The organism is Aeromonas genomosp. paramedia (genome assembly GCF_023093515.1).
Taxonomy (GTDB): Bacteria; Pseudomonadota; Gammaproteobacteria; order Enterobacterales; family Aeromonadaceae; genus Aeromonas.
The window spans coordinates 299,302-325,120 of record NZ_JAAROG010000017.1; the positions used below are offsets into that span (position 1 = coordinate 299,302).

General features: G+C 62.6%; 19 protein-coding genes. 10 read left to right on the plus strand and 9 right to left on the minus strand.

Annotated features, from left to right (window positions below; translation table 11 throughout):
- Positions 1-2: 2 nt before the first annotated feature.
- The 3 genes from malF to yejK form a co-directional block, all read right to left on the minus strand.
- Positions 3-1,655 carry a maltose ABC transporter permease MalF gene (malF, locus tag HB860_RS11885; protein ID WP_247626781.1) on the minus strand — a complete coding sequence of 551 codons (1,653 nt, stop codon included), beginning with the start codon at positions 1,653-1,655 and terminating at the stop codon, positions 3-5.
- A 71-nt stretch (positions 1,656-1,726) separates the two neighbouring features.
- Complete coding sequence (gene malE, locus HB860_RS11890) at positions 1,727-2,908, minus strand: maltose/maltodextrin ABC transporter substrate-binding protein MalE (RefSeq protein ID WP_025326475.1); 1,182 nt, start codon at positions 2,906-2,908, stop codon at positions 1,727-1,729.
- A 396-nt stretch (positions 2,909-3,304) separates the two neighbouring features.
- Positions 3,305-4,354, minus strand: a complete 1,050-nt coding sequence (gene yejK, locus HB860_RS11895; RefSeq protein ID WP_247626782.1) for a nucleoid-associated protein YejK — start codon at positions 4,352-4,354, stop codon at positions 3,305-3,307.
- A gap of 73 nt (positions 4,355-4,427) precedes the next feature.
- Between yejK and HB860_RS11900 the strand changes: the two genes are divergently transcribed.
- From HB860_RS11900 to hdfR, 10 genes are all read left to right on the plus strand, one after another.
- Positions 4,428-4,655: a DUF1414 domain-containing protein gene (locus HB860_RS11900; protein WP_011705556.1), complete on the plus strand. Its 228-nt coding sequence runs from the start codon at positions 4,428-4,430 to the stop codon at positions 4,653-4,655.
- A gap of 43 nt (positions 4,656-4,698) precedes the next feature.
- Positions 4,699-6,546: a DUF3413 domain-containing protein gene (locus HB860_RS11905; protein WP_247626783.1), complete on the plus strand. Its 1,848-nt coding sequence runs from the start codon at positions 4,699-4,701 to the stop codon at positions 6,544-6,546.
- Between the two features lie 260 nt (positions 6,547-6,806).
- Positions 6,807-8,957 carry a TonB-dependent hemoglobin/transferrin/lactoferrin family receptor gene (locus HB860_RS11910; RefSeq protein WP_247626784.1) on the plus strand — a complete coding sequence of 717 codons (2,151 nt, stop codon included), beginning with the start codon at positions 6,807-6,809 and terminating at the stop codon, positions 8,955-8,957.
- Positions 8,957-10,999, plus strand: a complete 2,043-nt coding sequence (locus HB860_RS11915) for a prolyl oligopeptidase family serine peptidase (protein WP_247626785.1) — start codon at positions 8,957-8,959, stop codon at positions 10,997-10,999. Before HB860_RS11910 ends, HB860_RS11915 begins: the two co-directional genes overlap by 1 nt.
- A 35-nt stretch (positions 11,000-11,034) precedes the next feature.
- Positions 11,035-13,449 (plus strand): proprotein convertase P-domain-containing protein, encoded by a 2,415-nt coding sequence (locus HB860_RS11920; RefSeq protein WP_247626786.1) that lies wholly within the window; start codon positions 11,035-11,037, stop codon positions 13,447-13,449.
- A 62-nt stretch (positions 13,450-13,511) separates the two neighbouring features.
- The gene (locus tag HB860_RS11925) at positions 13,512-14,870 is read left to right on the plus strand and encodes a DUF1566 domain-containing protein (RefSeq protein ID WP_348773034.1); all 1,359 of its coding nucleotides are present in this window, start codon (positions 13,512-13,514) and stop codon (positions 14,868-14,870) included.
- Positions 14,867-15,424, plus strand: coding sequence for a DUF1566 domain-containing protein (locus tag HB860_RS11930; protein WP_247626788.1), 558 nt, complete (start codon positions 14,867-14,869; stop codon positions 15,422-15,424). Before HB860_RS11925 ends, HB860_RS11930 begins: the two co-directional genes overlap by 4 nt.
- A gap of 187 nt (positions 15,425-15,611) precedes the next feature.
- A complete protein-coding gene (gene eco / locus HB860_RS11935) occupies positions 15,612-16,094 on the plus strand; it encodes a serine protease inhibitor ecotin (protein ID WP_005328180.1) in 483 nt (160 codons plus the stop codon).
- Between the two features lie 290 nt (positions 16,095-16,384).
- Positions 16,385-16,744, plus strand: coding sequence for a DUF413 domain-containing protein (gene maoP, locus HB860_RS11940; RefSeq protein ID WP_005328181.1), 360 nt, complete (start codon positions 16,385-16,387; stop codon positions 16,742-16,744).
- Positions 16,744-17,619: an HTH-type transcriptional regulator HdfR gene (gene hdfR / locus HB860_RS11945; protein WP_025326467.1), complete on the plus strand. Its 876-nt coding sequence runs from the start codon at positions 16,744-16,746 to the stop codon at positions 17,617-17,619. Before maoP ends, hdfR begins: the two co-directional genes overlap by 1 nt.
- A gap of 66 nt (positions 17,620-17,685) precedes the next feature.
- Here hdfR and tyrA read toward each other — a convergent pair whose 3' ends face one another.
- From tyrA to glpT, 6 genes are all read right to left on the minus strand, one after another.
- The gene (tyrA, locus tag HB860_RS11950) at positions 17,686-18,825 is read right to left on the minus strand and encodes a bifunctional chorismate mutase/prephenate dehydrogenase (protein WP_247626789.1); all 1,140 of its coding nucleotides are present in this window, start codon (positions 18,823-18,825) and stop codon (positions 17,686-17,688) included.
- A gap of 118 nt (positions 18,826-18,943) precedes the next feature.
- Positions 18,944-20,017, minus strand: a complete 1,074-nt coding sequence (locus HB860_RS11955; protein ID WP_202046246.1) for a 3-deoxy-7-phosphoheptulonate synthase — start codon at positions 20,015-20,017, stop codon at positions 18,944-18,946.
- Positions 20,018-20,347: 330 nt separating this feature from the next.
- The gene (gene glpQ, locus HB860_RS11960; RefSeq protein WP_247626790.1) at positions 20,348-21,427 is read right to left on the minus strand and encodes a glycerophosphodiester phosphodiesterase; all 1,080 of its coding nucleotides are present in this window, start codon (positions 21,425-21,427) and stop codon (positions 20,348-20,350) included.
- A 100-nt stretch (positions 21,428-21,527) separates the two neighbouring features.
- Positions 21,528-23,015 carry a glycerol-3-phosphate dehydrogenase gene (gene glpD / locus HB860_RS11965; protein WP_247626791.1) on the minus strand — a complete coding sequence of 496 codons (1,488 nt, stop codon included), beginning with the start codon at positions 23,013-23,015 and terminating at the stop codon, positions 21,528-21,530.
- Between the two features lie 464 nt (positions 23,016-23,479).
- Positions 23,480-24,238: a DeoR/GlpR family transcriptional regulator gene (locus HB860_RS11970; RefSeq protein ID WP_005328190.1), complete on the minus strand. Its 759-nt coding sequence runs from the start codon at positions 24,236-24,238 to the stop codon at positions 23,480-23,482.
- Positions 24,239-24,338: 100 nt separating this feature from the next.
- Positions 24,339-25,697 (minus strand): glycerol-3-phosphate transporter, encoded by a 1,359-nt coding sequence (gene glpT / locus HB860_RS11975; protein WP_139435903.1) that lies wholly within the window; start codon positions 25,695-25,697, stop codon positions 24,339-24,341.
- Positions 25,698-25,819: the final 122 nt, after the last annotated feature.

Sequence of the window (25,819 nt, forward strand, 5' to 3'; positions counted from 1 at the left end):
CCTTACAGCTTGTCCGCTTTGGACAATTTCAGGTTGAGCAGTGCAAGCGCGCCGACGATGAGGAAGATGGCGGTGGCGATGGCACTGGCCAGACCGTAGTCCTGACCACCCGAGCCCTGGAACGCGATCCGGTAGGTGTAGTTCACCAAGAGATCCGTGGTCCCGGCCGGGGTACTGGCCCCTATGATGTCCGGCGCCCCGTTCGTCAACAACTGGATAAGCACGAAGTTGTTGAAGTTGAAGGCAAAGGATGCAATCAACAGGGGAGTCAGCGGCTTCATCAGCAGCGGTACGGTGATCTTGAAGAAGTTCTGTACCGGACCCGCACCGTCCATGGCGGACGCCTCATAGAGATCTTCCGGGATGGCCTTGAGCAGCCCCATGCAGAGGATCATCATGTAGGGGTAGCCAAGCCAGGTGTTGACGATGAGGATCATCACCTTGGCCAGGAAGGGGGTGGTGTACCAGTCCGGCTTGATGCCGAACGCCGCTTCCAGGAACAGGTTGATCTCGCCGAAGTTCTGGTTGAACAAGCCCTTGAACACCAGGATCGAGATGAACGCCGGTATCGCATAGGGCAGGATCAGCATGACCCGGTAGAAACCGCGCCCCCTGAGCTGCTCCCACTGCACCAGACACGCCATCACCATGCCGATGGCCAGGGTGAAGGCCACCGAGCAGGCGGAGAAGATCACCGTCCAGACGAAGATCTGCATGAAGGGACCCTGGATACCCGGGTCTGTCATGATGCGGACGAAGTTCTTCCAGCCCACGCTCACCACGAAGCCAGGGGCAATGCCCTTGCCGACGAAGTGGCCATCAGCATCTATGTACTGATAGAAGCCGGTGTCACCGTTGGGCAGCATCAGCTCGCCGCTCTGGTTGTCCCGCAGCAGGTTGCCGTCCTTGATAACGACACCGGACTTGAGCACGGCCCCGTCAACCAGCTGGGTATAGAGGGGCTTTTGCGCCGCAAACTTGCGCAGGCTGCTCAGGGTCAGGTGGATGGTGCCATCGGGCAGCACCAGATCCAGGGCGCTCAGGTGAGTACGGTGATCGACGATGGCACGTATGGGTGCCGCCTGGTCGACCGCTTCCCCGTTCAGGGGTTGCAGCTGAACAACCTGTGGCTCGTCACGGACTCTGCCCTCACGGACAGTCAGTTCACGCGCCTTGTTGTTCAGCAGGGTAAGGGGTTGACTGATAAAGGATTGGTCGTCCTGTTGCAGCAGCAGCTGAAACTGATTGTTCTCACCACCCAGGAGGGTGAAATCGAATTCACCGCCGGTCACCTTATAGATTTTTTTCAGATGGAAATCCCGTGCCTGCTCGAGAGAGAGCAAGTTGGACCCCGAATAGTTGGTGAAGGCGATGCCGATCGTGTAGGCAAGAGGGAAGATGATAAAAACAACCATGCCTGCCACACCGGGGAAGATATAGCGGTGGGCATAGGTCTTCTTGTTCATGAAGACATAGAGACCGACGGAAACGACCACCAGATCGAGCAGGGCAAACACCCACTCGCCGCTGGCATACATCATCACGGCCGCATAACCATTAAGCACTGCAATCAGTGCCGCCATGGTCCACTTCAGCCAGACGTACTTGTCTTTCTTCGGACCGGCATAGGATTCGATAGAAGGTACAACTTCCATGCCAATTAACCTTTATTGCGCCAAGAGAGATTGGAGAGAGTGGGAGGCCCGAAGGCCTCCCTGGTGCTAGCTTACTGGACGATGCGCTTGGCAGCGGTATCCAGGGCTTCGTCAACGCTCTGACGGCCAGAGGTGACGTTCTTGAGGGCTGTTTCGAAGGAAGACCAGAAACGGCTCATCTCAGGCACGGACGGCATCGGCTCGCCATTCTGGGCGTTCTGCATGGTGGCCTTGATGTTGGGGTCGGTTTCCAGGGTCTTCTGGAAGGACTTCAGCGCCACGGCACCCAGCGGCTTGTCGGCGTTCACCGGCGCCAGACCGGCATCGGTCAGCAGGTAGTTTTCCAGGAACTCGATGGCCAGATCCTTGTTCGGGCTGGCGGCGTTGATGGTGGCACCCAGCACGCCGACGAAGGCCTTGGCCGGATTACCCTTCAGGGTCGGCAGCGGCGCTACGCCGTACTTGATGCCGCTCTTGTCCAGGTTGCTCCAGGCCCAGGGACCGTTGATCATCATGGCCACTTCGCCCTTGTTGAACTTGGCATCCATGACACCGTAGTCGATGCCCTTCTCCAGGTGACCGGACTTGATCATCTCGGAGATGTAGCCGACGCCGGCCTTGGCACCCGCGTTGGCCACGCCGGTGTCTTTCACGTCATAACCGGTGGCGGTCTTCTTGAAGGCATAACCACCGTTGGCAGCCACCAGGGGATAGCTGAAGTAGGGGGTGTCATAGGCCCACATGATGGCGCGCTTGCCATTTTTCTTCAGGTCTTCGTCGATCTTGGCGATCTCTTCGAAGGTCTTGGGCGGATTGGGCAACAGATCCTTGTTGTAAATCAGGCTGACGGCTTCCACCGCGACCGGGTAGCCATAGGTCTTGCCATCGACAGTCATGGCGTCCCAGGCGAACTGCTCGAACTTGGCCTTGGTGGCGGCGTTCGGAGTCACTGGCACCAGCAGACCGGCCTTGACCCACTCACCGTAACGGTCGTGAGCCCAGAAGAAGATGTCCGGGCCGTTGCCGGTGGCGGCGGCTTGCTGGAACTTCACTTCTACCTGGTCCGGGTGCGCGACGGTCACCTTGATGCCGGTCTCGGCTTCAAACTTCTTGCCTACTTCGGCCAGGCCGTTGTAGCCCTTGTCACCGTTGATCCAGATGGTCAGCTGACCTTCGTCAATCGCAGCAGTGGCTGAGCAAGCCACACCCAGGGTAGCCAGACCGATCAGGGATGACAGCAATTTCTTTTTCATGAGCCTTTCCTTGTATTAGTTCCGCGCTGTAAGAGCATTGTGTGCGAGATGAATATTATCCCAAGCCTGCAACGCCTCACATGACACGCCTCGCATTTTTGAAATGCAATTACGTATTTTCTTCCAGAAAGTTATGAAAACATTTTCTTATTTCAGCGACTTATCGGGATTTATCGCCATATTTTTGGCCTTGCATGGAAAATTAATTACCGAAAAGAAATAAATTTACACCATTGAAAGGGGTTTCACCCCATTGAAAACCCTTTCAACTCCATTATTTTGTTTAATGTGTTAACAAAAGTACCAAGCCGGATTCCAGACTCATCTCCCCCTTAAATAAAAAGGCACCGGAGCGGACTCCGGTGCCTTTTTGCCAGAAATGGTGACTGGATCACATTATGACTGGCGCAGCAGCTGATCCTTGAGGTTGGGCGGCACGCCACGGATGGTCAGGGTGTCGGTCTGGGGATCGTAGAAGACCCGGCTGTTCAGCAATTTCTGCTCGAAGCTCAGCGTCAGACCGCCACCTGAGCCGACAAACTTGGTCAGACCGCGCAGGGTGGAGCGATCTGCCGGGAAGCGATCTTCCAGCTCATATTCCTGACCGATGAAGCTGTAAAAATCGAGATCGCCGTCCCCCGGCAATTCTGCCGAGAGCTCCTTGATTTCGATCTCTTCACCGGCGCTCGCCTGCTCGGTGCAATATTTGAAGACCTGCTTCTTGTAATCATTGCGCTCGGCGGGTTCGAGCTGGCAGCTGTCGCAGTAATCGTCCACCGCCTGCAGCAAGCCTTTATTTTGTACCTTGGCATCCATGCCCTCGCGGGCACCCAGCAAGTCCATGAAAAAGTCCCCCAGCTTGCGGCCGACCCGCCCCTTGCTGAAGGTGATATAACGGCGAGAGTCCGGCTGGGTTTTCCACTCGGTCAGATCGATGCGGGCCACCAGGTTGAGTTTGCCGATATCCAGATAATGAATGTGACGCAGCTCCAGCGCCTCGCTGACGGTGACGCTCTCCTTGCCCTCCAGCAGGGCGATCATCAGATAATCGACCCCCACATAGTTGTATTTGGCAATCAGCAGCACCCCCTGCTCATCGAGGGCGTGCTCCACCAGCTGCTTGACCAGCATCTGGGTCAGGGTAATAGAGAAGGGGACGAATTCGGTCTGCTCGCCCAGCAGCTGTTCGAGGGCGATGCGAAAGGCCGGAGACGGCTGTTTGGGAGCCTCTTCACCTTCTGCCAGCTCGGCAACGTCGGCTTCGGGGTCTGCAAAGAAACCGAAGCCCTTGCCACCCTTGCCGTTGTAGATGCGATGCAGTTCTGCCATCAGCCCTTGCACCGCCTCGTCGGCAGGCAGAGTCTGACTGCGGGTATCGGCGTGAGGCTGACCGTCATTGCCGGCGCGCAGGGAGTGAAGAATGATCTTGTCGATATCGAGACTCATGTCACAAAGCCATAGTGTTAGCCGAAAGGGTGAAGTATTATAAGGCGCTTTGAACCGAGATGAACCCAAGATTATGCCCATCGTATCAAAGTACAATAACGAGCAGTTTGACGCCCTGATGAACGACCTGATCACCGCCCTGGAGAAACACAAGGCGCCGGTGGATCTCAGTCTCATGGTGCTTGGCAACCTGACCACCAACATCATCAACGGTATGGCCCCGGCCCAACGTCAGGCGATCACCGAGAAGTACATCCAGGCGCTCACCGCCTCGGTGGATCATCGCCACGATGCTCACTGAGTTTCTTCGCATTCTTTGATGTTTTTCAAGCAGATGGATCATTATGGTCGAAACCGGCAACCCCTATCGTGATAACGTTTCTCGCCTGATCACCTGGGGGCATTGGTTCTCCTTCTTCAACATCATCCTGGCCATGCTGATCGCGACCCGCTATCTGGGTTCCATCAGCTGGCCATCGACCACGCTCGGGGTCACCTATCTCATCGTCAGCTGGATAGGCCATTTCTCGTTCCTGAGCTTCGTCACCTATCTGCTGACTGTCTTCCCCTTGAGTTTCGTGCTGCCCAGGGAGAAGCCACTGCGCTTCATTTCGGCCATCATCGCCACCCTGGCGCAGGTGCTGCTGCTCATCGACACCCAGGTGTTCCAGCTATTCAAGTTCCACTTGAATGGCCAGGTGTGGCAACTGCTGCTGGATCAGGCCCAGACCGAAGAGGGCTCTATCTGGAGCATCATCTTCGTCGCCGTGCCCACCATCTTCCTGCTGCAGCTGCTGCTGTCGGCCTATGTGTGGCGCAAGATCAACAAGCGCAAGCGCCGCCAGTACGGCAATCAGGTGGGGCTGGCCCTGCTGGTCTGCTTCATGCTGACTCACCTGGTCAACAGCTGGGCCGATGCCACCCTGTATCAGCCCATCACCATGCAGCGCGCCAACTTCCCGCTCTCCTACCCCATGACAGCCCGAAGCTTCCTGGCCAAACATGGCTGGCTCGATCTCGAGCAGTATGAGAAGAAGGCCGAGAACCAGGGCAGCGCCGAGCATCGCCTGCTCTATCCCCTGCGCCCCCTCAGCGTGAGTGCCCCGAGCGAGCACAAGAACCTGCTGGTGGTGGTGGTCGACTCCCTGCGGGCCGACATGCTCAACAACATCAACATGCCCAATCTGCAGCGCTATGCGGATCAGCACCTCAACTACAGACGCCATATGAGTGGCGGCAACGATGACGCCATGGGGATGTTCGGCCTCTTCTACGGGCTGCCCGGCCACTACTATGGCGACATCCGTGCCGACAAGCGCCCGCCGGTGCTGTTTGACGAGATGCTGCGCCAGGACTACCAGTTCGGCCTGTTCGGTGCCCTGGAAGACGCCAAGCAATATCAGCAGAGCCTGCTCGCCGGCCTGCGCAAGCAGGTGTTTGTCTCCCGCCAGAGTGATGACACTCGCCTCATCGGCGACTGGCAGCAGTGGCTTGGCACGCGCACCGCGGACAGGCCCTGGTTCTCCCTGGTCTATCTCTCGAGCCCGGGAGATTATCAGGTGCCCGCCAGCCTCAAGGGCCCCTTCCAGCCCGAGCTGACCCGGTTCAACCCGGCTACCGCCTACAGACCCGAGAACCTGCAGAAGCTGGAGAATCGCTACAAGAACTCGGTGTTCTACACCGACCAGCTGCTGGAGCAGATGCTCTCCCAGCTGCAGCAGCAGGGTCTGAGCGAGCAGACCATAGTCGTCATCACCTCCAATCACGGCCAGGAGTTCAACGAAACCCAGAGCAACAGCTGGGGCTATGGCAGCAACTACTCCCCCTATCAGGTGCAGGTTCCCCTGGTCCTCGCCTGGCCCGGCGTCGAGAGCCAGCCACAGGAGCAGGCAAGCAGCCATCTGGATCTGGTGCCGACCCTGATGAAGGGCATGCTGGGGGTACGCAATCCCCCTCGCGACTACAGCACGGGGCGCAGCCTGTTCGACACCAGCCCGCGCAACTGGCTGCTGGCCGGCGATCAGAATGACTTTGCCATCTATCAGGACAACACCATCACCCAGTTCAACAAGCAGGGTGACTTCGAGCTGCTGGATCGCGCCACCTATCGCCCCATCAAGCACGGCACCCCGGACATGGGGGCAATGATCCAGGTGATGAACGAGCTCAACCGCTTCTATCGCACTCCCTAGGTGCTAGCACGGCTCCAATCAGCCCGCCTTCTCGGCGGGCTTTTTATTGCCTCAAGATCCAGGCGGAACGCTCCCTTCCCCTCCCCTGGTCAGTGCCCTTCGCAAACGTATGCCTCTGCAACTACTGATTCATCTCTCAAAAAACTCAGTCCGATCAAGATCATAAAACCAAAATGATAATGATTATCAATCGTTGAAGCGAAGGGATTCATCTGCAATAATCCGCGCCCTTCAGGCTTAAATAAAAATCATTATCAACAATGAAAACACTGCTTCACTACTGGCCCATGCTGCTGTCCGGTACAGCCCTGGCCGCCAGCGATCCCGCCGGGACAGATCCCGAACCCAGGGCCCACGAGACCATAGTGGTCAAGGGGCAGCGCATCGAGCAGAAGCTGTCCGATGTCTCAGGCTCCATCACCGTCATCACGGAGGAAGATCTGGAGCGCCAGGTCGCCACCGAGCTCACCGACGTGTTCAAGAACGAACCCGGGGTCTCGGTGACCGGCTCCGCCGGTCGGCCGCAGAACATCATCATCCGCGGCATGGGCGGCAACCGGGTGCTCATCATCAAGGATGGGGTGCGGGTCAGCGACGGCTTCGGCGCCGACGACCTCAACGACAAGGTGGGCCGTTTCAGCTTCGATCTCGATGACGTCAAGCAGATAGAGGTCGCCAAGGGGGCCGGCTCCTCCCTGCATGGCTCCGACGCCATCGGCGGCACCATAGTCATCTCCACCAAGCAGCCGGAGGACTACCTGCAGGGGCAGGATGCCTATCTCGGCAGCAAGGTGCTGCAGGACGGCAGCAGCGACAAGCAGAAGCTGAGCGCCACCGGCGCCGCCCGGATACTGGATAGCGAGCACCTGCTGCGGGTCTCCGGCTGGCAGGGGCATGAGACCGCCAACTATGACGAGAGCCGCATCCCGGCGGATCTGGACGGCCTCAGCGCCTCCACCAGCTCCCGCTTCCCGTTAAGCGATCACCACCTGCTGCGCCTGGAGCTCGACTACTTCGAGGACAATGCAGAGCGGGATCAGGGACCGCGCGAAGTGCCCCAGCCCGACGGCAAGTGGCAGGTGCGCCAATACCACGAGCAGGGCAGCCAGCGCACCCAGGGGGGCAAGCTTGGCTGGGAGGCGAGCGATCTCGGCAGTCTGCTGGCGGATCAGTTCACCTGGAGCCTCTATGGCAACCACTCCAAGAACAGCGCCAACAAGCGCAGCCTGCTGCAAAACGACCTGCTGAGCGGCTATCCCCGCTACCGCAGCGAGCGGGAGCTCTCCACCTTCACCGAAGAGAGGGTCGGCAGCGAGCTGGACGTGCGCCGGGATCTCGTCACCGGCGCCATCGCCCACAAGCTGAGCTACGGCGTCGAGCTGGAGCGTACCCGCCACGAGCGGCCGGTGGAGAAGCTGAGCCTGGAGGCGGGAGTGCCCCAGCCCAGCCAGTCCGAGCCCTTCAGCAGTGCCCGCACCGACCGGGCCGGCGTCTGGCTCGGCGACGTGGCGACCCTGGGCCGGTGGCAGTTCACCCCCACCCTGCGCATGGATCACCAGTGGCTGCGCCCGCAAGATGGCAATCAGGGCGAGAACCACAGCTGGCATCTCTCCCCGAGCCTGGCCACCAGCTACCGCGTCAACGAGCAGTGGCGCAGCTGGCTCAGCTATGCCAACGGCTTTCGGGCCCCCTCCTACGACAAGGTGTACGGCAACATTCCCCACTACTTCGCCCTGCCGCCATTCCAGATCATCGCCAACACGGATCTGAAGGAGGAGACCAGCCACAGCCTTGAGTGGGGGCTCAGCGGCGAGGGGGAGAACTGGAGCATCAAGCCGGCCCTCTTCTACAACCGCTACTACAACTTCATCGACTGGCGCGAGGTGGGGCTGCGCCTGAGTGACGGCGTCATCCTGCGCCAGTACCGCAACGTGGCCAAGGCCGAGACCTGGGGCGCGGAAATCGCCGCCAGCTACTGGCTGACCCAGGAGTGGGAGCTGGCCACCAAGCTCGGCTGGGTCGACGGGGAAGACAGCCAGGGCGAGGCACTGCGCACCCTGACCCCGCTGGAGGGCAACACTCGCCTGAGCTACCAGACCCATGACTGGAGCCTGGGGGTGCAGGCGGACTACGCCGCAGCCATGAGCCGGGTGCCCAGTTGCGGCAACAGCCTGACCAAGAGCCAGGATGCCTGCCTCACGAGCGCGGGCTGGTTCAGTCTCGCCATGACGGCGGACTGGCTGATCACCGATGCCCTCAAGGTCAACCTCAAGCTCGATAACCTGTTCGACACCCGCTACACCCGCTATCAGGACGTGGCAGGGCTGGAAGCCGGTACCGACGCCTCCCTCTTCACCCAGAGCGGCCGCACCTTGAGTGCCAGCCTGCGCTACACCTTCGTGGGGATCTGATGCACAGCCTGCTTGTACTGGCCAGCCTGCTGGCCACCCCGGCCCCTGTCGCCCCGCTTCCTGAGGCAACCCAGGAGGCAGCGCCCCTCATCCCCGAGCGTCCACAACTGATGAAGGGGGAGATAGCCCGCCTCGATCCCTATGGCGGCTGGCGTGACGACAGTCGCCGCGCCCCCGAGCTGCTGGCGCTGCTGCGCGAGCAGAATCGCTGGACCGACGAGCAACTCGCAGCCCAAAAGCCCCTCGAAACAACGCTGCAAGGGGAGTGGCAGGCCAGGGAGCGGGGCGAGCCCCTGCCAAAGGAGTGGCTGACTCAGGCGGGCAGCCAATGGCGCATGGAGGCGGACGGCAGCCTGTGGCAGCGCAGCGACGCCCGCTCCGCCCCCCGCCAGCGGCTGGCCCCCCGTCAGCCCGCCGAGGGCTACTACGAGATCGCCGCCTGGGCCCTGCACCCGGATGGCCGCCTGCTTGCCCTGGCCGAAGACAGCCGTGGGGACAGGGACTACCGCATCACAGTGCTGGATCTGGCGAGCGGCGAGACGCTCACCACCCTGGCGCACCGGGCCAGCGATCTGCTCTGGAGCCTGGATGGCAAGACCCTCTACACCATTGCCAACGAACCCCGCACCCTGCGCCCCTGGCAGCTGTGGGCCTGGCAGGCCGGCAAGGAGGCGCTGGTGCACCAGGAGGCCGATCCCGCCTGGCTGCTCAGCCTCTATCGCACCACGGACAACCGCCACCTGGTGCTGCAGAGCAACAACCACGACAGCTCGGAGCAATACCTTCTGGATGAGGGCGGCCCGACCCTGCTCAGGGCCCGTGAACATGGGCTCGAATACTACCTGGATACCCAGGGGGACAGGGTGCTTGTCAAGAGCAACCGGGACGGGGCCATGGGGCTTTATCAGGCGCCCAGCCTGACGAGCCTGGCGGCTGATCCCTGGCAGCCCCTCTGGTCCGGCGAGGGCCGGGAGCTCGAGAAGTGGCGCCTGTTTGCCCGCCACACAGTGCTGCAATACCGCAAGGCAGGGGATGACTGGCTCGATGTGCTGGACGCAGACGGCAAGCTGACCCACAACCTGGCGCTCACCGAAGGGGCCGGCACGGCCTGGATCCAGGGGGCCCATGATCCCGCCAGCCAGCAGATCCTGATCCGCCGCCAGGGCATGGCCGAGGCGCCGCACCAGCGCTGGCTGGATCTCGCCTCCGGTCAATGGCAAGCCGCTGACAAACCGGTCGCGAGCCCCCTCTATCAGAGCGAACGGCGCTGGGTCGTCGGCCGTGACGGCGTCAAGGTGCCTGTCTCCCTGGTGTGGCGCAAGGACATCCAGGCGCCCAAGGCGCTGCTGCTCTACGGCTATGGCGCCTATGGCACCCCCATGCGCCCCTACTACCAGCCTCAGGTGCTGAGCCTGCTGGATCGCGGCTTCGTCTACGCCATCGCCCATGTGCGCGGCGGGGGCCTGCTGGGGGAGGCGTGGTACAAGGAGGGTCGCGGCCAGCGCAAGCAACACAGCGTGGACGATTTCCTGGCGGTGGCAGACAGCCTGGCCCGGGATCCCGCCATCGATCCGGACCGGCTGTTCGCCATGGGGGGCAGCGCCGGCGGCCTGCTGGTGGCGGCGGCCCTCAATCAGGCGCCGACCCGCTTCGCCGGGGCCGTGTTGCAGGTTCCCTTCGTCGACCTGCTCGGCACCATGCAGGATCCCGAGCTGCCCCTCACCCGCCAGGAGTACGGGGAGTGGGGCAATCCGGCCATCCCGGCCGACTATGCGGCCATGCGCCGCCTGAGCCCCTACGACAACCTGCACGCGGCCCCCTACCCGCCCCTCTATGTGACGGCCGGGCTGCACGACAGCCAGGTGCCCTACTGGGAGCCGCTCAAGTGGCTGGCCCGCCTGCGGGCCCACAGCACAGGGGCCGGTCCCTATCTGCTGCACACCGAACTCGACGGCGGCCATCTCGCCAGTGCGGGCACCGCGCAGCAGAAGGCTGCCCGTGAATATGCCTTCCTGCTCTCCCTGGCTGGGGTCCGTCACTGATGTCCGCATTCACCTTTTCTGTTTTGGAGTCACCCATGAAACCCTCCTCCCTGGCCCTCTGGCTGGCGGCAACCCTGCTCTCCCAGCCCCTGCTGGCGGCCGAGCTGCAGTTTGTCGATGAGCCCCCCCTGACCACCACGCCCCAGGCTTGGCTGGAGCAGCGCCTCGGCGTGACGCTGGCCCCCGACTACGACAGGGCCAGCCTGCTCGGCCATCACCATAGCTTCCGCATGCTGGTCAACGGCCTGCCGGTGGCCACCACCCAGGCCGCCGTCAGCATAGACGGCGCCGGCAGACCCTGGCGCCTCTATCACAATCTGCGCCCCTTGCAGAGCGCCGCGCCCGGCTGCGATGCCAGCACCAGCCTGGATCCCCTGCTGGACCAGCTGCGCGCCGACGGCAGCCGGATAGACCCGCTGGGGCCGGTCGAAGCCTGGTACTGGCGCGACGGCGACACCCTGGTGCCGGCCCTGCGCCAGCGGGTGAGCGAGCACAAGGAGGGCAATGCCAAGGCCACCCGGATCCAGCTGTTTGCCAGTTGCGAGGGGGACCGCGAGCTCGGCCGCTGGGGCGATCAGGCGAGCACCCAGGCGCAGCGTACCCCGGATGCGGGAGATCAGCGTGTCCTGGCGCGGGTGTTCGATCCCGATCCCCGCACCCAGCTGCAAGACGCCAGCCTGGTCTGGCACGAGGCCCTGGTGCTGGCGGATGCCGCCTATCAGGACAAGGTCTCCCTGCCGGTCAGCCTGCTGGGCTCGAACTATGTGCTGAGCGGCACCCATGCCAGGGTGGTGGATGCCATCGAGCCCACCACCGCCCCCTACGGGACAGACAACCAGCAGGCCTTTCGCCTGACCCGGGACGACCCGGGCTTTGCCGACATCAACGCCTACTACCACCTGGATCTCGCCCAGCGCCACCTCAAGGCCCTCGGCTTCACCGACCTCATCCCCGGCGCCCTCGACGTCGACACGGACGCAGGCTATCAGGACAACTCTCTCTACGATCCGTTCGAGCGCAGGCTGGAGCTGGGCCGCAGCGGCGTCCCCGATGCCGAGGATCCCATGGTGATCTGGCACGAGTTCGGCCACGGGGTGCAGCACCACATAGTGCCGGATCTCGGGGAAGAGGGGGACTGGGGCGCCATCGGCGAGGGCTTCGGCGACTTCCTGGCCGCCAGCCATCGCCAGCGCAGCGAGGCGGGTCGCCAGTTCGAGCCCGCCATGGTGTTCAACTGGGATGCCCGCTTCACCGACCGCACCCCTCGCCAGCTGGACGATGCTCGGGCCCGCTACCACCCGGACTACAACTACCCGGCCCACCGCACCATCAACGGCAGCAACGGGGATCAGCTGTGGGGCACCCCGCTGTTCCAGGCCCTGCTGGCGTCCGTGGCCGAGCACGGGGAAGGGGCGCGGGACGAGTTCGATCGCCTCGTCATCGAGTCTCACTTTGGCCTGGGGCCCGCCATCCGCATGCCGCAGCTGGCCCGCATTACCGTGGACACGGCGGCGCGCCTCTATCCGGCGCGATCCTATGCTCGCCATCTGGAGCAGGCGTTTCGCCAGCACGGCCTGCTGCAGGCCCCCGTCAACGTCGCCCTGGCCGAGGGCAGCGCCCTTGCGCTGGGGCAGCGTCAGTCGGTGCAGCTGGACCTCAGCAACGCCGGCAGCAGCCCGGTGACCCTCAACGCCCTGACCCTGTCCCTGCCCGCCGGCCTGCAGGCCGATCCCCTGGCCTGGTCAGCGACCACCCTGGCGGCCGGCGCCAGCCTCACCACAACAGTGCGACTGCTGGCCGCCAGCCCGCTGGCCTGTGGCGACGAGGTGAGCCTGCCGGTGAGCCTCGCCATGAGCGGCACCAGCCCGACCGAGCGTCAGTGGCAGCAGTCCCTCACCCTGCCCATAGGCACCCCCGTCATCAGCCGGGCCAACGGCCAGCCGCTGACCCTCAAGGATGCCCAGAGCGAGGAGGTGCGCGGCATCAGCGAAACCAGCCTGGTGCTGGAGAAGAGCGACGCCCGGGTGAGCGATCGCCTGCAGCTGAACCTGGACTTGCAACACCAGGCTCTGGATGAGCTGGAGATCTGGCTCAACTCCCCCTCCGGCACCCGCATCCAGATCTGGGACAAGGGATACAGCCCGTTGCCACGGCTCAAGGGGGTCTTCCCCACCGAGCTGCTGCCCCTGCAGCCCTTCACCTCCCTGGTGGGAGAGCCGCTGGCCGGTCGCTGGACCCTGGAGGTGGTGGACAGCAAGCCGGGCCATCAGGGGCGCATCAACGGCTGGAGCATCAGCCAGCGCACCGGCGCCCAGTGTGGTGAGCCCGTCGCCCCGCCGGATGACGGCATCATCCACTTCGACACCGCGGACAGCAGCGGGGGCGGCACTGTCAACCTGCTCTGGCTGCTGCCGCTCACCCTCTGGCGCCGCCTCTGCCGTCGCGGCTGATCCATCCCCATAAAAGCAAAGAGGGGCCAAGGCCCCTCCAAGGACAAGAAATGAAGATGAGAATGACCCCGCTGGCCTGTCTGCTGGCCCCCCTGCTCAGCGCCTGTGGTGGTGGCGGATCCGACGAGGCGCCCCTGACCGCGCCGGACTACCGTCTGACGGTCAACCTGCCCGCAGCGGGCACCCTGTGCGTCAACCAGAACCAGAACGACAACTGCGAGCCAGGCGAGCCCGTGGTCAGTGGCGAGGCTGGCGCGCGCCAGTTGAGCGCCAGCGCCCCCGGCCTGCTCACCAGCCCCTTGCTGTTCCTCCCCCGGGAGCCGGACGCCCTGACCCTGACCCACCCGGCGGCGCGCCTGGACGATCAGCACCTCACCCCCACCCCCTTGAGCACGCTGCTGCAGACCCGGGTCGCGGACGGGATACCGCCTGCCCAGGCCCTGGCCGATCTGCTGCTCGCCCTTGCGCCCCTGCAACCGGATCAGGGACTCGCGGCCCTGGTGCAGCTGGAGGAGTTCAACAGGGCTCTGGAGGCGCTCGCCCTGGCGACACGGGATGACGCCGCCAGCCTGCCCGGTCTCGCCACCGGCGAGCGCCAACGCCAGATCTGGCAGGGGCTGGTCACCCTGCTGCCCGAGCTCGCCCGGCACTTTGCCGCCAGCCCCGAGCTCCTGAGCCAGCAGGCCAGACTCGCCGCCGTGCTGATGCAGCAGCAACCCCGGGCGTTGGTGACCGCCGGCGGCGTCACCACCTACATGGACGGGGTGGATTACCTGCTGACCCAGGAGCCTGCGGATCACCCGGGCCAGGAGGCGAGCCTGGGCCAGGCGCCCCTGCGCTATCGCAAGCTGGACGGCAAGGGGCAGCCCCTGGCGGACAATGCCGACGAGTGGGAATGCGTGGAGGATCTCAACACCGGCCTCGTCTGGGAGAAGAAGCTCGATGATCCGGACAGTCCGCGAGACAAGCACCGCACCTTCGCCTGGGCCCTCGGCGATTATGTGCCCACCCAGGAGGAGCTGGACTACGCCTGCCCCGAGGGGGAGGCCATCTGCACCACCGAGCAGTATCGCCAATGGCTCGATGCGCAGCAGCTGTGCGGCATCCAGGGCTGGCGTCTGCCCCACTCCCGCGAGTTGATGAGCCTGCAGCACTACGGCTCCCTCGCCCGCCAGGATGGCCAGCGGGTCAGCCTGGATGTGCGCTACTTCCCCGATGTCGGCACCACGACCAAGGATTTCAGCGGCTACTACTGGAGCCAGACCCTGACTCCGTCCCGGCGCCTCGAGAGCGCCCCCCTGAGCGCCATCGCCCATATCTTCCTCGGCGATGACGCCGGCACCGACTACGCCACCACAGTTCAAAACAGCGATGATGCCAACGGTCTGCAACTGCGCCTTGTGGCCGAGGTAACCCGATGAACAAGTATCTTCTGACCCTGCTGCTCACCCTGTGCAGCCCGCTGGCACTGGCCATCGCCATCTGCGACGACAGCCTGCCGCGCACCAGCCCAAGCTCCCGCTTCCTGGATCGCGGCAACGGCACCGTCACCGACCGGGCTTCCGGCCTCACCTGGATGCGCTGCCAGCTCGGCCAAAGCTGGCAGAATGGAAGCTGCAGCGGCGAGCCGACCCGGCTCTACTGGCAGCAGGCCCTGCTGACCGCAGAGCGGATCCGCACCGAGCCGAGCCATGCCCTCCACGGTTTCGGCGGCCACACCGATTGGCGCCTGCCCACCATCAAGGAGCTCATCAGCATACTGGAGTCCGCCTGCTACAAGCCGGCATTGAACGAGACCCTCTTCCCCCGCGCCATGGCCGGGGACAGCAAGGAGGTGAACGACGGCTATGTCTACCTCTGGTCCTCCACCCCGGTGCCCGCCAGCAAGGGCGTCGCCTATCTGGACATCACCAGTGGCGCCATCGGCATACGGGCCCCCGGCTCCTGGGCAAAGCAGGTGCTGCTGGTAAGGTGAGCAGTCCGGGCGGGGACTCCCCTGCCCGGTTTTCCCCCGAATGGCCCCTTTGGGGTGGAAGGCGTCAAAAAAGCATCAAATTACGTCACCCTGTGCCGGTTCAGGCTGGTTTTGCGCGCCGGAGCGCTGGCGTGAAACGGGCAGAGCGGTTAGTCTAGCGGCGTTGAACCAATCCCATGAGGTACAGATGAAAACCGTATTGCGTTTTAGCCTGCTGGGCGCCTTGTTACTGGGCGGCCATGCCTTCGCCGCCGAACCGAAAAAATTTGATATCAGCATGTTCCCTGCCGCCGAAGTGAACCAGGAACGTGTCGTGATCCGCCTGCCGGAAGTCGAAAACGAAGCCGACATGATGGTCGAGCTGCAAGTGGGCAAGAAGATGCTGGTGGACTGCAACCTGCCCCGCTTCGCCGGCAACCTGGAACAGCACAGCGTCAAGGGCTGGGGCTACAACTACCTGACCCTGGGCCAGGTCTCGGGTCCTGTCAGCACCCTGATGGCCTGCCCGGATGGCCAGAAGAAAGAGAGCTTCGTCCAGATCTATGGTCAGGGCTTCTTCGTGAACTACAACTCCAAGCTGCCGTTCGTCATCTATGTGCCGCAGGAGTATGAAGTGCGCTACCGTCTGTGGCGTGCCGACAACCTGGCGCAGCCAGCCATGATTGAATGAGTGCCCGACGCTCAGGTTCAGCCAATCCATGAACAAATAGAGGCGCCGTATGGCGCCTTTATTTTATTGTTTTCACCCCGCCGAGACCGGGTACAGCTGTACAAAACCTGACATAACTCCACTATTTTTCAGGCTTTTTGTGCTGTGGACCGCAAAATCCTCCCTCGGGATGAGACAAAGGCTGTTCGATAAAAGATATTTATTAACATAGTAAGAAAATTGATTTTGCACTCTGCGACGGCCTGATGATACTTGCCCGCAAAGGTCAAACTAACCAGAACAAGAGCACTATGAGCTTCGAATCAGACAAGCGTTTCAACGACTTCAAACATTTTCCCCGTGGCCTGCGTCGCAGTGGCGAATTCACCGTGGCCGAAGCGGACAGTCTGGAAAAGTACGGCACAGTGATGCTGGCGCTCTATCAGGGCAACCTGGCCCCCCGCGATGACGTAGAAAGCGCCTTCATCGAGCAGGTCAAGTCTGGCGCAGCCGGCAGCAACCCCCATGCCAAGGTATGGTTCAAGTACCTGAAGGTGATTGGTCCCAAGCGGGTGCACCGTCTGTGCACAGTCGCGGGTGGCGCCAATGAGGATGCGGGCGGCAGCTTTGAGGGCGGTGGCGGCGGTGGCAGCGACGAGTCCCTCGATTAATGGATACCGAGCTGCTTCGGACCTTCATCGAGGTCAGCAAGACCCGGCACTTTGGCCGGGCTGCCGAGAATCTCTACCTGACCCAGTCGGCGGTCAGCTTTCGGATCCGCCAGCTCGAGCAACAACTCGGGGTCAGCCTGTTTGCCCGCCATCGCAACAACATCCGTCTGACCGCCTCCGGTGAGCGTCTGCTGCCTTACGCAGACGCCATCTTGCATACCCTGGGCCGCGCCAAGCAGGACGTGGCCCTCTCCCCCGGTTTCAGTCAGCAGCTCGCCATAGGTGCACCCGCGGTGTTCTGGGAGCTCGACTTCAATGACTGGCTCAACCACGTCTATGCCCTGGCCCCCGGTCTCGCGGTGCGGCTCGAGACGGCGTCTCGCGAGCACCTGTGCCGCCAGTTGCTGGAGCGCTCCCTCGATCTCGCCCTGCTCTCCGAGCCGACCAAGATAGACGAGATAGCCCTGCACCCCATAGGCGAGCTGGTGTTCGAGCTGGTGAGCCGGGAGCCGGCCGCCAATGCGGACAGCCTGATGCAGATGCCCCATATTCACCTCGACTGGGGCACCAGTTTCGAGCCGCCCTCGAGCCGGTTGCAGAGCCTGCAGAAGACCCCGGTGCTGCACTCGAGCTCGGCCAGCATGGCGCTGCAGTTCGTGCTGGCCAACGGGGGCGCCGCCTATCTGCCGCGGCGCATGGTGAGCCCCTTCCTGGAGCAGGGACAACTGCACCTGGTGGAAGGGGGACAGGCGCTGAGCCGCCCGCTCTACCTCGCCTATCTGGAGAAATCCGATCGCCGGGAGCTCATCGATCAGCTGCTCACCCTGCCGCTGGGGTGGGATGGCGCCGATCTGCGGCTGCCATCGGCCGAGTAGCCGGGCCTCAGCCTGATCAGCATGAAAAAAGGGGCCAAGCGGCCCCTTTGTTATGGATGCGTGCCGTCAACCATGGTGACGACGGTCGTTGGCCTGGGCCAGCAGGGTGCGACTCTCGCGCAGGAACTCGTCGGCATGTTCGCCGAAGAAGCTGGAAACTTGCGAGAAGGCCTCGATGAAGCCCTCCCTGTCCCCCCGCTCAAGCAGCCCCAGCGCCTCGCCGAAGTTCTGGTAGTAGCGGCGGATCATCGCGAGGTTCTGCGGTGACGAGAGGATGATGTCGGCATAGAGGTGGGGATCCTGGGCAAACAGCCGCCCCACCATGGCGAGCTCCAGCCGGTAGATGGGGGAGCTCAAGGCAAGCAGGCGGTCGATGTTGGCCTGCTCCCGGGAGAGGTGCCAGCCGTAGGCGAAGGTGGCGAAGTGGCGCAGCGCCTGAATGAGGGTCATGGCCTCGTCGTGAGCCTTGGCCTCCACCTGTTGCAGCCGCGCGCCCCAGATGGTCATCTGATCCAGCAGCCACTGGCTGGCGGCGGGGTCGCGGCCCTGGCAGCAGACGATCACCTGCTTGGCGAGGCTCGCCACATCCGGCCCGAACATGGGGTGCAGCCCCAGCACAGGCCCCTGGTGCACCGCCAGCATGTGCTCGAGCGGCGCCGCCTTCACGCTGGTGACGTCCACCAGCAGGCAATCCGCAGGCAGCTTGCCGAGCCGGTCGATGATCTGGCAGGTGATGTCGATGGGCACCGCCACCATCACCAGCCCCGCATCGGCGAGGATCTCGTCGGCGCGCGGCCAGTCACCCTGCTCCAGGGTCTCGACCCGGTAGCCGGAGAGGCCGAACATCTGGCCGAACAGGCGGCCAAGCTGGCCCTGACCGCCGATGATGACCACCTTGCCAAGCTCCGGCTTCATGCACTTGAAGTGGTTCTCCTTTTCGCTGGCGGATTCCAGAATATAGGATTCGCGCATCACCCGGCGCAGCACATCCTCGATGAGATCCCCGGGCACCCCCAGCAGTTCGGCCTCGGCCCGGCGGCGGGCCAGCATGCTCGCCTCCCTGTCCGGTGCATAGATGGGCAGGCCGTGGCGGCTCTTCACTTCACCCACTTCCCCCACCAGGGCCAGACGGGCGGCCAGCAGATCAATCAGCTGCCTGTCCACCGCATCTATCTTGTCCCTGAGGGCATTCAACTCTTCAGCCATATCCAGTCCCTGCCGGCGCCGCAGGCGGCGGCGCCCTGTGATTCAAGAGGCAACAAGGTATCACTGCGTGGGCAGTGATACCTCTATGGTTCAATCAGTTACGACAAGATACCACGACTTACAGCGCGGTTCTGCCCTTGAGCGGCGCCGCCAGCTGGCTGTGGCAGCGGGCCAGCAGCGCATCCGTGGTCTCCCAGTCGATGCAGGCATCTGTGATGGAGACGCCGTAGCGCATCTCGCACTTGGGCTGCTCGCTGGACTGGTTGCCCTCGAACAGGTTGGATTCGAGCATCACCCCTATGATGGAGCGGTTGCCCTCCTGGATCTGGTGGATGACGTTGTCCGCCACCTTGGGCTGCAGACGGTGATCCTTGCTGGAGTTGCCGTGGCTGCAATCCACCACCAGGCCGGGCAGAAGGCCCGCCTTCTCCAGCGCCTCTTCCGCCAGCGACACATTGACAGAATCGTAGTTCGGGTGCTTGCCGCCGCGCAGGATCACGTGGCCATCCGGGTTGCCCTGGGTCTGCAACAAGGCGACCTGGCCCTGCTGGTTGATCCCCATGAAGGCGTGGGGGCTGGAGGCCGCCTGCAGCGCGTTGATGGCGGTACCCAGATTGCCGTCGGTGCCGTTCTTGAAGCCGACCGGCATGGAGAGGCCGGACGCCATCTCCCTGTGGGTCTGGGATTCTGTGGTACGGGCGCCGATGGCCGACCAGGAGAAGAGCTCCGCCAGGTATTGGGGGCTGATGGGGTCCAGCGCCTCGGTCGCCAGCGGCAACTCCAGCTCGGCGAGCCAGCAGAGCAGCTCCCGGGCGCGGTGCAGTCCCAGCTCCACGTCGAAGGTGCCGTCGAGGTTCGGATCGTTGATAAAGCCCTTCCAGCCGACCGTGGTGCGTGGCTTCTCAAAGTAGACCCGCATGACAATGTAGAGAGAGTCCTGGTAGGCATCATGCAGCGCTTTGAGTCTGGTTGCGTACTCTTTGGCGGCGTCCATGTCGTGGATGGAGCAGGGTCCACAGATCACCAGCAGGCGGTGATCCCGGCGGTGGATGATGTCGGCTATGGTATTGCGGGCCCCTTGCACGAATGCCAGCGCCTTGTCGGAGATGGGCAGCTTCTCCTTGAGCTGGGCAGGCGTGATCATCACTTGTTCGGACTGGATATGGATGTTGTTCAGGGGGTCTCTTTGCATTTTCTCATTCTCTCTACTGTATTTAAGCCAATTGCGCCAAGGTGTATTTATTTATTTACACAAGTCAGCGCTTTGTTACGCAACCGCCCTCACCTTACCAAGGAAAAACAAACAATCAAGTGAAACTAGCGGTTCAGTGCATCAATAGATGGATTAATGACCACTACCGTGACCAAAACAGCCAGAAAGTAGCGTGTGAGAGGCCCCCTGCACCACGAAAGTCGTAAACAAATAATTACACCCCAACCCTCATCACGCCCTGGCCAGCCTGCCGCCATAAAAAAGCGGGGCACCTGACCCCGCTTGCGTTCCCGTGTTGCTCTTCTTTTATTATTTGCCGTGGGCCTTGATGACAGCCACCGCCTTGTCGGGGAAGTCGCTGAACACCCCGTCCACATCCGCCTGATAGAGGAAGATGTTGAGCAAGTCGGTGAAGTCTTTCGCATAGGCCGGGATCTGCCCCTCATCCTGGCGGAAGGTATAGGGATGTACCTTGAGACCGGCGGCGTGGGCCTCCTTCACCATATTGGTGAACACCGGCTTGCCCGGGGTGCCCGGCTCGGTGACTATCATCGGCTTCCAGGGGCCTATGCCGTCGGCGTAGCCGGCTATGGTCTTCATGGCACCCGGCTTGAACATCCAGCCATAGTCGTAGGGGGTCGCCTTGCCCTTGGCGTCGTAGACCATGGTCTCGTTCCAGTCGGTCTCGGCCATCAGCTGCACCAGCTTCAAGTCCATGCCGAGGGCCGGCATCAGCTCGGTGTCGATGCGTTTGAGCTCATCCACGTCGAAGCTCTGCAGATAGACCTTGTCGCTCTTGCCGGTGTAGCTGTACTCCTTGAGCACGGTCAGCACCGCCTTGGAGATGTCCTTGCCCTCGTGGCGGAACAGCCAGGGGGCCTTGATCTCCGGATAGATGCCGATCTCTTTGCCGGTGCTCTTGTTGAGCCCCTGGATCATCTCTATCTCTTCCTGGAAGGTGTGGATCTTGAAGTCGGACTTCCACAGCGGGAAGCGGGCCGGATAGACGGGCACCTGCTTGCCCTCCACCAGCTGGAACGGCTCCGTCATGCGCAGGGAGCGCACCTCGGCCAGGGTGAAGTCCACCACATAGTAGCGGCCGTCCGGGCGGGCACGGCCGGGGAAGCGCGTCGCCACATCCGTGATGCCGTCGAGGAAGTGATCATGCATCACCACCAGCTGGTCATCCCTGGTCATCACCAGATCCTGCTCCAGATAGTCGGCCCCCATGCCATAGGCCAGCGCCTTGGACTCCAGGGTGTGCTCGGGCAGGTAGCCGGAGGCGCCGCGGTGGGCGATCACTATCTTGCCGTCATCTGCGGCCAGGGCGGGCAATGCGAGGGCAACCCCGAGGCCAAGGGCCACCAGGGAGAGGTGAGGTTGTTTCATAAGAACGGCTCTTTGTTATTGTTTATTGGATGTAGGTAGTTGTTATAGCAGAGGTTTATTGCAGTTTAACGGCGGGCGGCAAGGGCCGCCCGCTTCTTCATCAGCTTGCCTTGGGCAGGGCGTGATGGTGTTGCTCCAGCCAGGCGTGCAGTTGCTGCTGCTCGGCATCACAGAGGCGCAGCCCCAGCTTGCTGCGGCGCCACAGTATATCTTCCATCGAATGGGCCCACTCGCGGCTGATCAGATAGCGCACTTCCGACTCATACAGTCCGGCACCAAAGTGCTGGCCGCGCTCCTCGTGCAACCAGAGACGGGCATGACTGCCATAGGCCTCGGCGATGCGGCGGGCGCTGCGCTCGTCCAGCCAGTCGAATTCGAGCATGTAGGCGCGGGCCAGCTCTGTGGTGGAGCAGTCGAACTCGCCGCCGGGCAGACGGCTGGTGGCGGTCCAGTCCTCCCCCATCTGGCTGAACCAGGGTTTGAGCTTGTTGCAGGCGGCCTGGGCCAGCTTGCGATAGGTGGTGAGCTTGCCGCCAAACACCGACAAGAGCGGCGCCCCATCGGATTCGCCGGAGAGCTCAAGGGTGTAGTCGCGGGTCACCGCCTGGGGAGAGTCGGACTCGTCATCGCACAGGGGCCGCACCCCGGCATAGGTCCAGATGACCTCGGAGGGGGCAATCTGGCGGGTGAAGTGGGCGTTGACCACCTTGCACAGGTAGCTGATTTCGGCCTCGCTGATCTTCGCCTCCCGCGGGCTGCCATGGTGCTCCACGTCCGTGGTGCCGATGAGGGAGTAGTCCTGCTGGTAGGGAATGACGAAGACGATGCGGTTGTCCTCGTTTTGCAGGATATAGGCCTCTTCGCGCTCATGGATGCGCGGCACGATTATGTGGCTGCCCTTGATGAGACGAATGCCACGGGGGGATTTCTCGTGCAGGCTCTCGTCATAGAAGGTCTTGACCCAGGGGCCGGCCGCATTGACCAGGCCACGGCAGGTGACGTTGAACTGCTCGCCCCCTTCCCGCTCCAGGGTCAGGGTCCAGTGCTTGGATCCGCGCACCGCCTTGACGCAGCGGGTGCGGGTCTGCACATCGGCGCCCTTGTCCCGGGCCATCATGGCGTTGAGCACCACCAGGCGGGCGTCGTCGACCCAGGCATCCGAGTACTCGAACCCCTTGTTGATGCCGCTATTGAGGCCATCTTGCGGCAGGAAGCGCAGGCCGCAGCTCCCCTTGAGCTTGTCGCGCTTGGCCAGGTTGTCGTAGAGGAAGAGGCCGGCACGGATCATCCAGGCCGGGCGCAGGTGCGGGCGGTGCGGCAGCCGGAAGCGCATGGGACGGGCGATGTGCGGCGCCATGCCGAGCAGCACCTCCCGCTCCGCCAGCGCCTCTTTCACCAGCCTGAATTCGTAATGTTCGAGATAGCGCAAGCCGCCGTGGATCAGCTTGCTGGAGTTGGACGAGGTGGCCGAGGCGAGATCCTGTGCCTCGAACAGCGCCACCTTCAGCCCCCGCCCCGCCGCATCCGCCGCAATGCCGACCCCGTTGATGCCGCCGCCGACGACGACCAGATCATAATGTTCGCTCATGTTCACCTACTTTCTTATTTTGTGTTCGCCATGCCGGCAATGTTTGATTTCGCTCATATTAGAACATGAAAAACCAATAAACGAACATTTCGTGAGAGAAATGTGATCGCGATTGTTCTGACAATGCTAAAAATGCTGCCGGTCGGTGACAAGATGCCACCCCAAGCCCTCGCCATAGCCCCTACTGCCCGGGGCGAAGCTGCCGCAACGGATGCGGGCGCGACTGGCCGAGGCCGAAGGAGCCCGGCCCTGAAGCTGAGATTGCCCAGAGGCAAACCACCTGGGTCGAGAGGAGAGCCGTTGTTTTTAGCTCAAGCAGGCAGCGACCAGCCGAGACGGCGCCACAGGGACAGAAGGAGAGAGGTTGCAGGGGCAAGGCGCCCCGCATGGGGAAGGCCCCGTGAGAGAGCAGCAAGAAAGCGGCCGCCTGATGGCGGCCTGATGCTAGTGCGGCGTGGGGAGACTCAACAGATGTGGCAGGCGATCTGATGCTGGGACATCAGTCGCATCAGCTTCTCCGGCGGCTCCTGATCCGTGAACAGGGCGTGGATCTGGTTGAGGTTGCCGAGGTTGACCATGGCATTGCGGCCGAACTTGGTGTGGTCGGCGGCCAGGAACACCTGGCGGGAGTGGGCGATGATGGCCTGGGCTATCTTCACCTCGTGGTAGTCGAAATCGAGCAAGGAGCCGTCGTTGTCGATGCCGGAGATGCCGATGACGCCATAGTCCATGCGGAACTGGCCGATGAAGTCACGGGTCGCCTCCCCGACGATGCCGCCGTCCCGGTTGCGGATCTCGCCACCGGCGATGATGACGGTGAAGTCATCCTTGGCGGTGAGTATGCTGGCGACGTTGAGGTTGTTGGTGACCACGCGCAGCTCCCTGTGGTCCAGCAGGGCACGGGCGATGGCTTCGGTGGTAGTGCCGATGTCGATAAAGAGCGATGAGCCGTCCGGAATGTTGGCGGCCACCTCGCGGGCGATGCGCTCCTTCTCCTTGAGCTGCATCACCTTGCGGGCGCTGTAGGCGGTATTGACGGTACTCGAATGCAATGAGGCCCCGCCGTGATGGCGCCTGATCTTGTTCTGCTCGGCGAGATCGTTCAGATCCCGGCGAATGGTCTGGGGGCTGACGTCAAAATGGGTCACCAGATCGTCGGTCGAGACAAAGCCCTGCCTTGTCAGAACGTCCAGGATCTCCAGATGTCGTTGGGTTTGCTTCACGCTTGCACTCCGCTTGAGAGACGAAAAAAGGCCCCGGCATTGCGGGGCCTTTGGCAGTGTACCCTATCCCTTTTCGGACTGATAAGGGCAGGATCACGTTTTATGCCTTGTCGGCAGCGGCCTTCTTGGCAGCGACGGCGATGTTCTCGTGCTTGAGGGTCATTGCCAGCAGCACGATGGAGAGCACGCAAGATGCGGTCAGCACCATGAAACCGCCGTCCCAGCCGAAGTGGTCAACGGTGTAGCCCAGCATGGCGTTGGCCGCCACGGCGCCACCCAGATAACCGAACAGACCGGTGAAGCCCGCCGCGGTACCGGCCGCCTTCTTCGGCGCCAGCTCCAGCGCATAGAGACCTATCAGCATGACGGGGCCATAGATCAGGAAGCCGATGGCGACCAGTGCCAGCATGTCGACGGTGGGGTTGCCCGCCGGGTTGAGCCAGTAGACCAGCACCGCCAGGGTCACCAGCACCATGAACAGGATACCGGCCGGGGCGCGGCGGCCCTGGAACAGCTTGTCCGAGATCCAGCCGCACAGCAGGGTGCCCGGGATGCCCGCCCACTCATAGAGGAAGTAGGCCCAGGAGGAGTGATCCACGCTGAAGTCTTTGGCTTCTTTCAGGTAGGTCGGCGCCCAGTCCAGCACACCGTAACGAATGAGATAAACGAAGGCGTTGGCAATGGCGATGTACCACAAGAGCTTGTTGTGCAGCACGTACTTGACGAAAATCTCCTTGGCGGAAAACTCCTGCTCGTGACTCTCGTTGTAATCCTTGGGGTAGTCGTCCTTGTACTCCTCGATGGGGGGCAGACCAACGGATTGCGGGGTATCACGCATCACGAAGAAGGCGATCACCGCAATGGCGGCGGCAGCAGCAGCCGGTACATAGAAGGCACTGCGCCAGTCATTGAACCAGCCCATCCCCAGGATGAACAGCGGACCTATCATGCCGCCACCCACGTTGTGGGCCACGTTCCAGACCGCGACCACTTCGCCCCGCTCCTTCTGTGACCACCAGTGCACCATGGTGCGACCGCAGGGCGGCCAGCCCATGCCCTGAACCCAGCCGTTGAGGAACAGCAGCACGAACATGATGGCGATGCTGGAGGTAGCCCAGTGCACTGTCCCCATCATGAACATGATGCCGGCCGAGAGCAGCAGGCCGGCGGAGAGGAAGTAGCGCGCATTGGAGCGATCCGACACGTTCCCCATCAGGAATTTGGAGAGACCGTAGGCGATGGAGACGCCGGACAGGGCCAGGCCCAGATCACCGCGGGAGAAGCCCTGCTCGATGAGGTAGGGCATCGCCAGACTGAAGTTCTTGCGCACCAGGTAGTAGCCGGCATACCCGAAGAAGATCCCGAAAAACACCTGCCAGCGCATGCGTTTGTAGAAGGGATCCACCTTGTCGGCCGGTAGCCGCTCTATGTGGGGTGCAGGCCTGAAGAGACTAAGCATGTTCTGCGTCCTTATTGTTGTTATGGGCGGTTGAGGGTGCCCCGATCGTGCCTGCGACCAGATGAGTCCTTATTCGCAAGCGAGCCTATTGTGCTCATTTGTGAACATTCAATCTGTGATGA

Bases quoted from the DNA above. Each gene is read 5' to 3' on its own strand.
- eco (WP_005328180.1), top strand. From the start codon at position 15,612: ATGAAAACCGTATTGCGTTTTAGCCTGCTGGGCGCCTTGTTACTGGGC.
- HB860_RS11955 (WP_202046246.1), bottom strand. From the start codon at position 20,017: ATGCAAAGAGACCCCCTGAACAACATCCATATCCAGTCCGAACAAGTG.
- glpQ (WP_247626790.1), bottom strand. From the start codon at position 21,427: ATGAAACAACCTCACCTCTCCCTGGTGGCCCTTGGCCTCGGGGTTGCC.
- maoP (WP_005328181.1), top strand. From the start codon at position 16,385: ATGAGCTTCGAATCAGACAAGCGTTTCAACGACTTCAAACATTTTCCC.
- HB860_RS11920 (WP_247626786.1), top strand. From the start codon at position 11,035: ATGAAACCCTCCTCCCTGGCCCTCTGGCTGGCGGCAACCCTGCTCTCC.
- glpD (WP_247626791.1), bottom strand. From the start codon at position 23,015: ATGAGCGAACATTATGATCTGGTCGTCGTCGGCGGCGGCATCAACGGG.
- HB860_RS11915 (WP_247626785.1), top strand. From the start codon at position 8,957: ATGCACAGCCTGCTTGTACTGGCCAGCCTGCTGGCCACCCCGGCCCCT.
- hdfR (WP_025326467.1), top strand. From the start codon at position 16,744: ATGGATACCGAGCTGCTTCGGACCTTCATCGAGGTCAGCAAGACCCGG.
- HB860_RS11910 (WP_247626784.1), top strand. From the start codon at position 6,807: ATGAAAACACTGCTTCACTACTGGCCCATGCTGCTGTCCGGTACAGCC.
- tyrA (WP_247626789.1), bottom strand. From the start codon at position 18,825: ATGGCTGAAGAGTTGAATGCCCTCAGGGACAAGATAGATGCGGTGGAC.
- yejK (WP_247626782.1), bottom strand. From the start codon at position 4,354: ATGAGTCTCGATATCGACAAGATCATTCTTCACTCCCTGCGCGCCGGC.
- malE (WP_025326475.1), bottom strand. From the start codon at position 2,908: ATGAAAAAGAAATTGCTGTCATCCCTGATCGGTCTGGCTACCCTGGGT.
- HB860_RS11900 (WP_011705556.1), top strand. From the start codon at position 4,428: ATGCCCATCGTATCAAAGTACAATAACGAGCAGTTTGACGCCCTGATG.
- HB860_RS11905 (WP_247626783.1), top strand. From the start codon at position 4,699: ATGGTCGAAACCGGCAACCCCTATCGTGATAACGTTTCTCGCCTGATC.
- glpT (WP_139435903.1), bottom strand. From the start codon at position 25,697: ATGCTTAGTCTCTTCAGGCCTGCACCCCACATAGAGCGGCTACCGGCC.
- malF (WP_247626781.1), bottom strand. From the start codon at position 1,655: ATGGAAGTTGTACCTTCTATCGAATCCTATGCCGGTCCGAAGAAAGAC.
- HB860_RS11925 (WP_348773034.1), top strand. From the start codon at position 13,512: ATGACCCCGCTGGCCTGTCTGCTGGCCCCCCTGCTCAGCGCCTGTGGT.
- HB860_RS11930 (WP_247626788.1), top strand. From the start codon at position 14,867: ATGAACAAGTATCTTCTGACCCTGCTGCTCACCCTGTGCAGCCCGCTG.